The sequence below is a fragment of the Aminipila sp. genome, from assembly GCF_032051575.1.
Classification (GTDB): domain Bacteria; phylum Bacillota; class Clostridia; order Peptostreptococcales; family Anaerovoracaceae; genus Aminipila.
Window position 1 is genome coordinate 23,539 of record NZ_DAMBYD010000001.1, and the last position, 13,426, is coordinate 36,964.

Below are 13,426 nucleotides of genomic sequence, written 5' to 3' on the forward strand. Positions count from 1 at the left end.
TAAAAAACTATCCTCCTTGATTAAACTTAACATCAATCAAGGAGGATAGTTTTTATTTATTAATTTGGAAGCTGTTTCCCACAGTTGCTGCAGAACTCATAATCTGGGGCAACCTTAGCGCCACAATAAGGGCAGAATGATTGTTTCTCATGAAAATCCTGCATTGGGTCTGTCTCTTCTGCCTCATCCACAATATCAAATTCAGAAAACCGATTTTTACCAGTTGCATTCTTAAAATTATAAATCCCTTGAACAATGGCTACGCAGACAAAGATGACACCAAATATTGAAAAATACCAAGGCGCCATCATGTTAACCGTGCAAACAGTCCAAAAAACACCAAATACTCCTGCGGCAATAGAACCAAACGCCCCCATCATAGAAGGTCCTCTTCCTGGTTTAATACTTTTCATTAATATATCCCCCTTTTATTAAGCATAATTTTTATTTGGAATGAGTTTTAGCTGTAAGTTAAATATTTTCGCTGAAAGTTCATCAGAGTTTACTTCGTTTAGATACTTCATATATACCTGTGGTGCATGTGCACTTGTGGTTCCAGTAGGTATAAGATTCTCTTCTAAAAGTGCAAGAGAAAGCTTCGCTTTATTAAAATCTTTTACTGTTGGTGCTATTTCTGTAAGTTGTGATAAAGCTTTTTTTGCTGCAGTTAGGTCTTCAACTTTTATCTGCGTTTCATCAGGTAAAGAATAAGTTACCCCATATTTACTATATCCCCACTTTGCTAAAGGTATTTCTGTTACTATGTCCGCAGGATTTACTGCATTAAAAATATTAAAGTATACATTAGAGCTAATCTTTGCAACATTTGGAGTAGCAAACGTATATCCGTAAATATCAGACTGGTCTGCTAGTTTTTCACTCTTAGACAAGTCAGCAGCCAGTAAGTTGGCAACAGCAGCTCCTCTGCTGTGTCCGGTAATTAAAAACTTAGTATTTAATCTGTCCAGATTCAGGCTTTTAATATATTTATTTAAATTAGCTAACAGTGCTTTTTCGGCCTTACTAAAACCTTCATGTATGGCAGGACTGCTCCCGGAATCATTTATATTAAAATTACTAATCCATTCATTATCTCCACTGGTTCCACGTATAACCACAGCAATCAATGTGTATTCTCTATTCTGGCATTTTACTTGCTTGTGGGCAAAAGAGTAGGCCACTAAATTTGTATTCATCCGAGAGGCATTTTTGTAAGAAGTATTATCATAGGTCGTATCATTTGTGAAGCCATTTTCAGTTAAAACTTTTTCAATATTGGCAGCAGTATTGCCATAGGCGGCAGAACTCAATGTAAGAGAATATTTTGCTAAATCTAAATTGAATTCTGTGGAAGACTGTTCAAAAAGGGAATCTGGTGTGGTTGTAGCGAAAACAGTATTTAAATTCATTGGAATTAAGCCAAAAGCCAAAACAATAGTAAATATGATAAGGAATAATCTAATTTTCTCCATCATTACTTTCTTCTCCTTCTAACTGCATCACAGCTTGAATCTGAACAAAATGTTTTGCCGTACGCGGACTTCTTCCCCCATTTCTAATAGCGAAAGCTTCAGCTTTTATGCATAAATCCTTCTCACAAAGTGCCAGATTATATTCTTTTGCTAAATGCTTCACTATATCTAAATAATTATCTTTATCAGGGGCCTGGAATGTAACAGTAAGACCGAACCTTGCAGACAAACTAAGTGTTTCCTGGATGGTATCATTCAGATGCAGGTCATCCCCATTTCTTTCTGACATGTTTTCTTTAATTAAGTGTTTTCTGTTACTGGTTGCATAGATTGCAACGTTCTTACTTCTAGAAGCAATACTGCCTTCAAGAACTGCTTTTAAAGCAGCAAAGCTATCGTCATTACCACTAAAACTTAAATCGTCAATAAACAATATGAACTTAAGGGGATTGATAGATAGGGTTTCCAGCAAGTTTGGCAGATGAATTAACTGATCTTTTTTAATTTCAATAAGCCTCAGCCCTTTATCCTTGTATTCATTTAAGATGGCTTTTACAGTTGAGCTCTTCCCAGTTCCCGCGTCACCATATAAAAGAGCATTGCTTGCGCCAGTACCTTCAATTAGTGACAATGTGTTTTGGATAATGAGGCTGCGCTCTCTTTCGTAACCAGGAAGGTCAGAAAGCCTTTGTGGATCTGGATGTGTGATAGGCACAACTCCATCAGAACTTAAAACAAATGCATAATATTTCGCATAAATACCATACCCATTTGTAGGAAGCTTAGAGATTCGTTCCATATATAAAGAAGTTAAATCCACAGGTTCGTTAGTCCATACAGGTAAAAAACCTTTATAATTTATGATAGATTTTGCATCTTCTGGTGTCAATGATGCGAGTCTGGTTAATACATTTAATTCATTTTTCAAGCTGGATTCTATGACATGATCAAAAACTTTTCCCGCGCCTTTTCCAATAATATAAAAATTTTCATCACTCATAATTAGTTCTGTTATGTAATGGGAGAAGGAACTAGTGCTGTTAAATAGTTTAGAAACAAAGTCCCCATAGACGTGGAGAACAAGGTCTTTTGAATCTAAAGAATAAGTTGATGTTGCTAATTCTTGGAAACTTTGGATAACTTCATCTTTTAGAACATTCCTAAAAATGGCCAAAGTGTTTAATTCTGTAGATAAATCATGTAATTTGTTCATAAAATACTCCTTGTATCTATATATAAGTTTTATTGATAAACCTCTATAAAAATGATATTATTTAACTATTAATTATACCACGAATTTTAGGTGATTTTAAGGACTATACTAAAAGTATAATAAAATATTCGGGAGGTAGATGCTCATGCTTACGTTAGACAAAATATACCATGCAGCTTATGTCTTAAGAGAGGTGGCAAGAAAGACAGATTTGATTTTAGCCCCAGGGCTGAGTCAGGAAAATACCATATATCTTAAAACAGAAAACCTGCAGGTGACAGGTAGTTTTAAACTTAGAGGCGCTTATTATAAAATAAGCCAACTAAGTGAAGAGGAGAAAAAGCATGGGATTATTGCATGCAGTGCAGGAAACCACGCTCAAGGAGTCGCGCTTGCAGCACAAAAAAATGATATTCCTTGTTTAATTTGTATGCCGGATGGAGCTCCGTTAAGTAAAGTGGAAGCAACAAAAAAATATGGAGCCGAAGTCTGTCTAGTGAAGAATACTTATGATGACGCCCATGCAAAAGCATTGGAAATTCAGAAAGAAGAAGGAAGAACCATGATTCATCCTTTTGATGATGATGATGTCATAGCCGGACAGGGGACAATTGGACTGGAAATTTTAGATCAGCTTTCCAGCGCAGATGCAGTAATTGTGCCTGTAGGCGGAGGTGGGTTACTTAGTGGAGTGGCCTTTGCCATAAAAAATCTAAATCCAAACTGCAAAGTCTATGGTGTGCAGGCAGCAGGAGCGCCCAGCATGTATAAGTCTATAAAAGGTGGAGAGCCAATAACTCTTGATTCCGTCAATACTTTTGCAGATGGAATAGCGGTAAAGCACCCCGGCGACATTACCTATGAAATGATTTTAAAATACGTAGATGATATGGCTATTGTATCTGAAGATGAAATTGCAGCAGCCATACTTGCACTGATGGAAAAGCAAAAGCTAGTTGCAGAAGGAGCTGGTGCTGTTTCTGTTGCAGCGGCAATGTTTAATAAGTTTAACCTGCATGGAAAAAAGGTGGTATGTCTTGTCAGTGGAGGGAACATTGATGTAAGCTTTTTAAACAGAGTCGTAACAAGAGGCCTGATTATGAGTGGCAGAAGAAGTACCATAACTGTTGAACTAGCAGACAGACCAGGGCAGCTTTTAAGCGTTAGCGAAATTATAAGCCGTTGTGGTGGTAACGTTGTTACTGTATATCATGATAGAAGCGACCCAAATATGGCAATTAATAGTTGTTTCCTCAGAGTGGTTATGGAAACAAGAGACAGAGAACAAGCGGCAGAGATAAAACAGGAGTTAATAAAAGCAGGCATGCAGCTTGTGGGAGAAAAGCCACAATAATAAAGACATAATATAAAGGGGCTTGAACACTAACTTATGCGTTAGGTGTTCAAGCCCCTTTACACTTTTTGCTATATAGCGTTTGAGACAAGTTCAAAGCTTCTAGTTATTGATAGGGTAAAATTTTCGATACTTTTCGTCATACATTATGGTCAATGCTTCTTGTTCTGAAACAGTTTTTAATTTGTAGATTGGCGTTCCCTCTGTCAACAAATTAGAATCCCAATCTTGATTACCAATGACAAGTCGAATAGACCCTCCTATCCTACTTCCCACTATTTTTATTTATAATTGTGCAAATAATGAACATAAGGCTGCATACGGCAATATGATTATCTAAGAAGAATAAAATTAAGGAGGCAGCATATGAAGCCGATTAGCTATTTACAGACAGATAAACGATGGGCTGGTATTGACTATTCTGCCAAAGGCGAAAATACAACAATAGGCGAATCTGGATGCGGCCCATCCTGCATGGCAATGGTAATTGCCACTCTTAAAGATTCAACGGTTACGCCAAAGGAAACTTGTGCATGGGCACTAAAAAACGGGTATAAAGCTTTCAAGCAAGGCACGTATTATAGTTATTTTGTACCTGCAGGAGCAGAGTATGAAATTAATTTAATAAAAGTCAATAAATTAAATCTTTATGGGGATAAAAGTACTTCGGCTAAGGAAGCTCATGAAAAAGCCGTTATAGCGTTAAAATCAGGCCGCTGGGTGATTTCTTGTATGGGAAAAGGTAACTGGACAAAGTCAGGTCATTACGTTCTGGCATACGGCGTAGAAGAAAATAAGGTATTGATAAATGACCCAGGAAGCACAAAAGCCGGAAGGATTCGTGCAGATATTGAATTATGGCAAAGCCAAGTTAAATACTATTGGATAGTAGAAGTAGATAGTATAAATGAAGAGGAGGAAGTGTCAGTGATAAGGTATGAGAAACTTAAGGATATATCCAATGATTATGGCTTTAGAGATATCATTGAAATTCTAATGAATGCAAAAATAATTAATGGGGACGGCTCGGATACCAGTGGAAATAATGATGTTATAGATTTATCTCTGGATCAGGTCCGCACGTTTGTAATGCTGTATCGTGGCGGTGCTTTTGACCGTAAGCTCATGGAAATGGGAATGCAGCCTGCTGTTAAAATTTAAATCAAGGGAGCTAAAGCTTTAGAAATGCAGGGATGTGTTTTTAAAGCTTTTTATTCATGAGAAAGGCCCGATTACATAGGGTAACCAGGGCCTTTATCACATACTATTTTGATTGTTGACTTATATCATTTACTGTTTTGGATAAATGTTGTTATCATAGGAGCGTGAATCAGTTCCAAATACTAGAATTGGCGCAATAGATTTGTTTTTTACGTTTCTTCCGGCGGTGGAAATATCATAATCTCGCATTGTGATATTGTAAATTGTTGCACCATCAGCGAACCCGAACAATCCGATTACTTTTGAATTAGGGTTGGTCATTGTCAGCCCTTTTATTTCAAAACCATTTCCGCAATAAGTCCCAGTAAATGGATTTTTAGGGGCTCCTATGGGTTCCCACTCAGCCGTTGACATTTGTATATCGGCAGCCTGAATATAGTCTTTATCAAGGGTATAACTCCCTTGACCGATTGACCGCAGTTGTGTTTCATTTTCTACTTGATAGTATTTTTTTCCGGCTAAAATGAAGGTATCCATTGTCAATTTATCATTTGGAGTGCCGATAATTTTGGGATAAACCCGATTGTCCGTTAATGTGACGTTGGTAGGAACAGCACAAATCGGGTCAGCTTTCTTTTCTGCTATGTTTTTTCCCGCTGATGATATGTCTATATCTCTTAATTCAATATTATGCAGGCTTGCTCCTTTAGCATATCCGAAAAAACCGGACACTTTTGTGTTGGGGTTAGTCATAGTCAAGCCCTTAATATTGAAGCCATTTCCATCAAAAGTCCCAGTAAAAGGCTTAGTAGCAGTTCCGATAGGCACCCATTCGTCAGTGGATAGAACAATATCCTTTGCAAGCATATACAGTTTGTCTAAGCTATTGCTGCCTGTACCGATGGAACGAAGCCCCTTCTCTGTATAAACGAAGTAAACGGTTCTATTATTGATAGTGCCGCCAGCTTCAATATCGGGGACACTGGTTGACTCAGCGCTAATGTTGACAGCAGCATACGCGCCTGAAAAAGTAAAACCGCAAACCATTACGACCGTAAGTAGTAATGATATGCATATGCCCCATTTGCTTTTTTTCTTAAATTTCATAATAGCATCTAACCTCTCTTTCAGCAATTCCACACTTTCAGTAAGCGTGACAGAGGCAAGAGCATTTTCGTAATGCCCACCTGTTTTTATTGCTTCAATCAACGTATCACCATAAGCGTATTTTTCTTTTTCAGTCAGTCCCTTAATAACTGTTTCATCACAAGACAACTCACATGCTTTGCTTATTTCCCGTCCCATTAAACGCACGGCAGGGTTAAACCAATGGACGCAGATGGTGATTTGTATCAGCCATTTATAAAACATGTCCCGTCGTTTATAGTGGGTTAGTTCATGCAAAATTGTGTACTCAAAATCAGAATCAGATAGTTTTGTGGTAGGGAGCATAATGCAGGGTCGAAAAAAGCCAATAAGCAAAGGGGATGAAATCAGCGGATTTGTGTAAATTAAAACCGCTCTTTTTATACCTTCTTGTTCTACTAATTTCCCCAAACGCTCCCAATGCTTAATATCTGACACTTCAACTTGCCCTGCTTTTATATACTTCACAAAACTTTGATAGATGGTTATTTTTCGAATTAACAGCAAGGCTGCCACAAATAGCCAGATCAGCAAAGCATTTTGTATCACCTTATCAAGTATGCTTTGTACTACCGCTACAATTTCTTTTGGCCCCTGAGCGTTTGTCATATCATCTTGATTTACGTTCTGATAATCACTTTCGTTGTAAGTTGACAAGTCTGCCACATTTTGTTTAGGGGCCTCTATCATTTCTGATTGTGGAATAACATTGTCAATTTGCTGGAATACATTTCCCACAAGGTTTATTTCAAGCGTAAAGGGCAGCAACAAACGGGCAATCACAATCAGCCAAATGTAATACTGCCAGCTTTTGCTAATCTTATTCTTGATTAGCGGCTTCCAAAGGATAAGAATGAAAATTAAGAATGTGCCAGAAATAGATAAGGACAGCAATACTTTTAGCAGTTCGTTCATTCTTTCCCCTGGCCCTCTCTCCAATGTTTTTTTAATCGCTCGTAATCATCGGATGAAATTAAATCCTTGTGAATCAATGTGGAAATTAAGTCCTTGGCATTCCCCTCGTAAATCTTTTCTAGGAATGTTTCTGTTTGCGCAGCTTTGTATTCTGCTTCCGAAACTAGAGCAGTATACTTGTTCCTGTGGCCAATCTTGCTAATTTTCAGGAATCCCTTTTCTATCAGGCGGGATAGCAAAGAAATAATCGTGTTTTTAGTCGCTGGTGTCCCTTTCGTTTCCAGTGCTTCCACGATTTCAGCGTAAAGGGCTGATCCGCTATTTGCCCAAATGGTTTTCATAAGCTCTAATTCAAAATCCGACACCTGTTGTATCATTCTGATTCTCCTCTCTAAGATTGCGTAGTGCACTCTAAGCATAAGATAGCACTTTGCACTCTAACTGTCAACCAATTTTATGGAAATATCCTGCTACGTTTTTTACTCTATTTTGTGTGGAAAATTTCAATAAATAAGATAAAAAAACATAATATGATTGACTAATCAATAAAATTTTAAGGAGAGGTATATTTTGAAGTAGGTAAAGATGTGGACATAATTGTTGCAAAAGGTACTCCTCTTGAGAATGGAGGTAAGTGTGAAAAATGTAAAACGAATGTTTATAAACGGGCAGTGGTTATTGTCTTCTTCCGAAAAGACGAAGGACATAATTAACCCTGCAACAGGGGAAATCGTTGCAGTTGTAACAGAAGGCCAAGATAATGATGTCATATTGGCCGTAGAGTCAGCTAAAATTGCCTTTAAAGACGATTCTGTATGGAGAAGTATGAGTGCTGAAGAACGTGGCGCGTTATTGTATAAAATCGCAGATTTAATTGAAAAAAGGATAGATGAGATAGCAAGGACAGAGTGCATAAATACAGGAAAGTTGTTTAGAGAAACAAGATACGATGATGTGTATGCTGCCATAGGAGCATTTAGATTTTATGGTGGGATTGCAGCTTCTCTACAGGGGCATACGTCCAATAATTCAAATAATTTGTTATCAATGACAATTAGGGAACCTATAGGTATTTGCAGCATAATCGTTCCGTGGAATTACCCTTTGGGAACTGCATCAGCAAGTATAGCACCAGCATTGGCAGCAGGCAATACCATAATTGTAAAGCCATCTTCCCTTACTCCTTTAACAACCATTATGCTTTTTGAAATTTTTGAAGAAGCAGGCTTACCGGCAGGGGCTGCAAATCTGGTTTTGGGTTCCGGCAGTAACATCGGAAAGGAATTAATTACAAACAAAAATGTAAACAAGATTGTTTTTACCGGCAGCACAAAAACTGGTATGGATATCATTCAGGATTCATCGTCAAGTTTGAAAAAATTAGCACTTGAGTTGGGAGGTAAATCTCCAGTTATAGTGTTTGATGACGTGGATATAGATTTAGTCGTAGATAATGTTATGTTTGGCATATTTTTAAGTCAAGGTCAGGTTTGTGTGGCAGGTTCAAGGCTATTGGTTCAGGAAGGCATATATGATAAGTTGGTTGAAACCTTAGTAAAAAGAGTAGGCTCCATAAAGATTGGAATGCCTTTTGATGAAAATGCAGAATTTGGCCCATTGATTTCAAAAGAACATATGGCTTGCGTATTGAATTATATAGTGGTGGGGATAAGAGAAGGCGCCAAGCTGGCAGTGGGAGGCAAGAGAATAGTTGACGGAGATTTTGAAAAAGGATGCTTTGTTGAGCCCACTGTATTTATAGATTGTAAAAGCAATATGAGAATAGTGAAGGAAGAAATATTCGGGCCAGTTTTGACAGTTCAGAGTTTTTCAACTGAACAAGAAGCTATCGATATAGCTAATGACACTATTTATGGATTGGCAGGAGCCGTATTTACAAAGGATATTGGGAAAGCTCTTAGAGTGTGTAAGTTTGTAAAGTCTGGATTGTTATGGGTGAATACATATTTAGAAGCTGGCTCAAGCCTTCCAGTGAGTCCATATAAGCAAAGCGGCATAGGAGTTATGGGCGGAATACAAGGTCTGGAAGAGTTTACTATTTTAAAGCAGATAAATATGAGTTTAAACCCTAAAAAAACCAATTGGTTTCAGAATGATGATAAAAGGAAAGAAGGCGGGCTATGAGAAATACAGTTGAAATTACAGATGACAGAAATTTAAAGTCTGTCATGGTCAGGATTCCTAAATTTAAAATATCCGACGTTATTGAAGGGGGTGCTGATGTTACGCATCCAGCATTTATAGTGGACGGAAATGAGTTAGAGGCAATATATATAAGCAAATATCAAAATGTGGTGATTAATGGATTAGCATATAGTTTGCAAAACAAAGACCCAGAAGTTTTTGTCACTATAGAGGAAGCGCGAAACTATTGTAAAAATAAGGGTAAGGGGTGGCACCTCATGACTAACGATGAATGGGCAGCTGTAGCCCTTTTATCAAAAAAGAACAATACCCTTCCCAGAGGAAATAATAATTATGGGAAAGATTACCGATTTGAAGATCAAGAAGGAACATTATCAGAAAATAAACCGTGTCCAATCGAAGGAAAGCCTTTTAGAATCCTGACGGGCTCAGGCCCTGTTGAATGGAGCCATGATGGGACAACAGACGGCATCTATGACATGAACGGTAATGTTTGGGAATGGGTCGACGGCATTCGTTCAGTTGACTGCGAATTACAGCTTAGGAGACAAAGTGACGGTGTATGGCGTGCTTTGGACGGTGGGGGGGATTTCTGTAAAGCAGGTGCGAGGGAATCCTTAAAATACAGGGATCTGAACACAGATGGTACACTAATATTATCGGTATCTGAAAGTGGTGAACACACGGATAAAGACACATTAATTAGCCCATATAAGACTGTAAAAACCAATGTAGATAAGGCCTTCACCAATAAGCTTATAGCTATGGCTCTGCTTCCAGAAGGTGATAAATATGAAGAAGATGTGGTGGCCGTCAACGTAAAAGGAACATATAACGCTATACGTGGAGGTTATTGGATAAACAAAGAAAATGCAGGAGTATTTGCATTGGGACTAATATTAAAAGACGATGAAAACTATTTTGATGTGGGATTCAGATGTGCGTATTATGAACAATAGAACATAGAGAAGGAGAATAAGCAGTTGAGTAAAGATTTTGAAACAAAAATTATAACTGAGAAGCTTGACCTTAAAACCACAGTAATGTATGGAATCGGAGGTATGGGAGAAGACATAGCGTACAATATATTCTATATGTTTTTCATCTTCTTTTTGACTAGTGTTGCAGGAATAAATCCAGCAGCAGCAGGGACAATATCACTAATAGCAGTAATGTGGGATGCAATAACGGATCCAATAGTAGGATATTTGTCGGACAGATATAAAGGGAATAAATTTGGGAAGAGAGCCACTTTTATATTAGCAGGAGCTATTCCTCTTGGTTTATTTGTTTTTATCCTGTTTTGTGATGTGAATCTTGGGCAGACAGCAAAGATTTTATACTTTATTATGATAAATATAGCTTTCTGGATGTTTTTTACCATAGTTGATATACCGTACATAGCTGTAGCATCAGAAGTAACTGATGATTACGATTCTAAAACTAGGATGCGGACTTCTGTGCTTTTATTTTCTGCATTTGGTCAGGTAATTTTAACGGTAGGCATATTAAAATTTATGGATTTTATGGCGCTTCAGGGCAAAAGTGACGTTTTGACATGGAAGATAATCGGTGCCGTTTTAGGAACGGTAACAGCCATTGCATTTCTTACAACAGCTGTTGCACTTAGAGGAAAAGATCGCAATGCAATTAAGGAAGAAACAGTAAAAAACAACCAAAGCGGTGGATTTATCCAAGTAGCCTTTAAGGATGCTAAGGATTTATTTCATATAAAGCAGTACAGACTGACTGCGTGTATGGGATTTTTATATAATGTGTTTTTGGGCGTATCTAACAGCTCTTTATTATATTTTTTAATGTTTACATGTAGATTTGATAACAATCAGATAGCTATGGTCAACTTCTGGCCTGGAATTATTTCTATAATGTTTATCGTGCCAATGGGAAATCTTATAGTTAAACTGGGTAAAAAATCTGGGATGTTGATCGGATTTATAATTCTATTTGTATATTCAGTCATTTTATGTTTTATAACTCCAAGCACATTTCTTATGATGGCGCTTCTAATATGTTTATGTCTGGCTTCTGCATCATTTTGGATTATAATATATGCCATGAATTTTGACATAGCTGAAATATATGAATTTAAGTACGGAAAAAGAAGAGAGGGGCTAATCATTTCGCTAAGCTCATTCTTAACAAAAGCAGGAGTTGCTATAGGTATGTGGCTGAATGGAATAGTAATGTCATTACTTAGGGTCGATCCTACCGTTGAAGTGGTCACTGAAAGTATGAGTTCGGCATTAAGAGTGATTTATGCAGGAATTCCGATAGGTATAATCTTTGTCATGATAGTTGTATGTTCACGGTACAAAGTTAATAAAAAAAATATAACAGAGTTGGAGCAGGCTCTAAAACTAAAAAAAGACGGAGAGGAATATTCTCTAGAGGCTTTTAAAAACATTTTATAGCGCCCAAATACTCAAGAACCAGATTGAAAAAATAAAAATACAATTATAAAAATGGGGAAGAAGTAAATGAAAGTAAATGTAAATTATGAAAATAAAAGAAACCTTATTTTAGAAGCTTTCTATAAGCTTGTTGCCGAATTGGGTATGGAGAATGTATCCATAACTAAAATTGCTAAAGCTATAAATATACCGTCAAGCCTTATTTTTTACTATTTTAAAAATAAGCAAGAACTCATATATGGGCTCATTGATTATATGTTTGACAGGTGTATAGATGTTTCAATTCCTCCAGTGGAGATGTCAAACAAGGATGTAAAAGGTGAGTTTACCAAATTTATTGACTCCATGTTTTCTGTTAAGGGTGCATTAGATATTGATTCAAGAGTATATTTTTCTTGTGTGAATATAGCACTTCGTGATAAAAAAGCAAAAGAAAAGTTTATAGCATATACACAGCAAGCTAATGAAAAGCTATTACGATATATAGAATATTTTAAGGATAAAGGGGTTATAAATTGTGATAATGCCACAGAAATAGTTTATTATTTAATGGTTGTTATTGCAGGGCTGCAGGATACTTTGGATTTTTTAGATGACCACGAGAAATTTAAATGTATTGTAGACTTCCATAAAAAGCAGCTATTTAGATTTTTGGCATTTATAGAATGATTCTAAGGCTAGCAAAGATGGAAGATAAAAAGGCTGATATTTTTATAACTAGAATAAAAGTAAATATAACCCATAAAGGGCTGAATACTGTTTTGTAATCATGGTATGCAGCCCTTTTGTTATTTTAAAAAGTAGAAAGGTAGACTATTTTTTTATAAGGGTAATTAGGCCAATAATTAATAGAACAACAGAGATAGAACCAAAGAATATACCCATACCAGAGGAAATCTTTTCGACAGAATTTAAAACCTTCAAGGCCTTGTTAGTTTTTTCTAACTCCTTTTGGGCTTCCAGTGCAGATAATTTTTTTTGATAGGCTTTTTTTGAAAAGCTGAGTATAATACAAACGCAAGAACAAACTAACAAAATAAGTGATATTATCAATAGCTTAAAGTCAAAGTCCTTTAGTGATATGTAAATAGCTAAAAAGGATGTTATAAGATAAATAATTCCTAAAATAAACACTTTTCTATTATAAATTTTAATCACAGGTATACCCCTTATTTTTTCATTGAACTAGTTAATAGTACGAATTAATAACATGAAATTACTATATCACTCTGAAGGTGCTTGTTCAACAAACAAATTTATACGTATAATTTAAAAATAATAGCTAATTAGTTCAAAAATAGTATAATTATTCATAGTAAAGCAATAACGAAATAAAGTGATGTAGCTATAAATAACTAATGAAAAAGTACTATGTTGCTTTAATATAACAAAGCGAAGTTTTCAAGAGATTGTATGCAAAAACGCCTAAAAATACAACATTTCAATAAATTTTAAGAAAATTTAAAATAAAGTATTGTAAATTTATTAACAAGTTTGGTATAATGATTGTGGAGTCTAAATATTAAAAGACTTTTGCATAAACATACAGACATAATGAATAATTATT

12 protein-coding genes are annotated in these 13,426 nt (G+C 36.3%); 6 read left to right on the forward strand and 6 right to left on the reverse strand.

Features of this window, described 5'->3' with window-relative positions; translation table 11 throughout:
* Positions 1-59: 59 nt before the first annotated feature.
* From RTW14_RS00115 to RTW14_RS00125, 3 genes are read right to left on the reverse strand one after another with little or no spacing between them, the layout of a single operon-like run.
* A complete protein-coding gene (locus tag RTW14_RS00115; RefSeq protein ID WP_312647236.1) occupies positions 60-413 on the reverse strand; it encodes a zinc ribbon domain-containing protein in 354 nt (117 codons plus the stop codon).
* An 18-nt stretch (positions 414-431) separates the two neighbouring features.
* Positions 432-1,475, reverse strand: a complete 1,044-nt coding sequence (locus RTW14_RS00120) for a lipase family protein (protein WP_312647237.1) — start codon at positions 1,473-1,475, stop codon at positions 432-434.
* On the reverse strand, positions 1,459-2,685 hold the full coding sequence (locus tag RTW14_RS00125) for an ATP-binding protein (protein ID WP_312647238.1): 1,227 nt from the start codon (positions 2,683-2,685) through the stop codon (positions 1,459-1,461). Before RTW14_RS00125 ends, RTW14_RS00120 begins: the two co-directional genes overlap by 17 nt.
* A 145-nt stretch (positions 2,686-2,830) precedes the next feature.
* Here RTW14_RS00125 and ilvA point away from each other — a divergent pair, with 145 nt between their 5' ends.
* A complete protein-coding gene (gene ilvA, locus RTW14_RS00130) occupies positions 2,831-4,039 on the forward strand; it encodes a threonine ammonia-lyase (RefSeq protein ID WP_312647240.1) in 1,209 nt (402 codons plus the stop codon).
* A 366-nt stretch (positions 4,040-4,405) separates the two neighbouring features.
* Positions 4,406-5,200 (forward strand): C39 family peptidase, encoded by a 795-nt coding sequence (locus RTW14_RS00135; protein WP_312647243.1) that lies wholly within the window; start codon positions 4,406-4,408, stop codon positions 5,198-5,200.
* A gap of 129 nt (positions 5,201-5,329) precedes the next feature.
* Here RTW14_RS00135 and RTW14_RS00140 read toward each other — a convergent pair whose 3' ends face one another.
* Entirely contained in the window at positions 5,330-7,261 is a 1,932-nt protein-coding gene (locus RTW14_RS00140; RefSeq protein ID WP_312647244.1) for a M56 family metallopeptidase, read from the reverse strand.
* Positions 7,258-7,638: a BlaI/MecI/CopY family transcriptional regulator gene (locus RTW14_RS00145; protein WP_312647245.1), complete on the reverse strand. Its 381-nt coding sequence runs from the start codon at positions 7,636-7,638 to the stop codon at positions 7,258-7,260. The genes RTW14_RS00140 and RTW14_RS00145 overlap by 4 nt, the downstream gene beginning before the upstream one ends.
* Positions 7,639-7,897: 259 nt before the next feature.
* Between RTW14_RS00145 and RTW14_RS00150 the strand changes: the two genes are divergently transcribed.
* The 4 genes from RTW14_RS00150 (at position 7,898) to RTW14_RS00165 (ending at position 12,528) form a co-directional block, all read left to right on the forward strand.
* On the forward strand, positions 7,898-9,406 hold the full coding sequence (locus RTW14_RS00150) for an aldehyde dehydrogenase family protein (protein ID WP_312647246.1): 1,509 nt from the start codon (positions 7,898-7,900) through the stop codon (positions 9,404-9,406).
* Complete coding sequence (locus tag RTW14_RS00155; protein WP_312647247.1) at positions 9,403-10,386, forward strand: SUMF1/EgtB/PvdO family nonheme iron enzyme; 984 nt, start codon at positions 9,403-9,405, stop codon at positions 10,384-10,386. The genes RTW14_RS00150 and RTW14_RS00155 overlap by 4 nt, the downstream gene beginning before the upstream one ends.
* A gap of 24 nt (positions 10,387-10,410) precedes the next feature.
* Positions 10,411-11,859: an MFS transporter gene (locus RTW14_RS00160; RefSeq protein ID WP_312647249.1), complete on the forward strand. Its 1,449-nt coding sequence runs from the start codon at positions 10,411-10,413 to the stop codon at positions 11,857-11,859.
* Between the two features lie 66 nt (positions 11,860-11,925).
* Positions 11,926-12,528: a TetR/AcrR family transcriptional regulator gene (locus RTW14_RS00165; protein WP_312647250.1), complete on the forward strand. Its 603-nt coding sequence runs from the start codon at positions 11,926-11,928 to the stop codon at positions 12,526-12,528.
* Between the two features lie 144 nt (positions 12,529-12,672).
* Here the strand turns inward: RTW14_RS00165 and RTW14_RS00170 are convergent, their stop codons facing one another.
* Entirely contained in the window at positions 12,673-13,017 is a 345-nt protein-coding gene (locus RTW14_RS00170; protein WP_312647251.1) for a hypothetical protein, read from the reverse strand.
* Between the last annotated feature and the right edge of the window lie 409 nt (positions 13,018-13,426).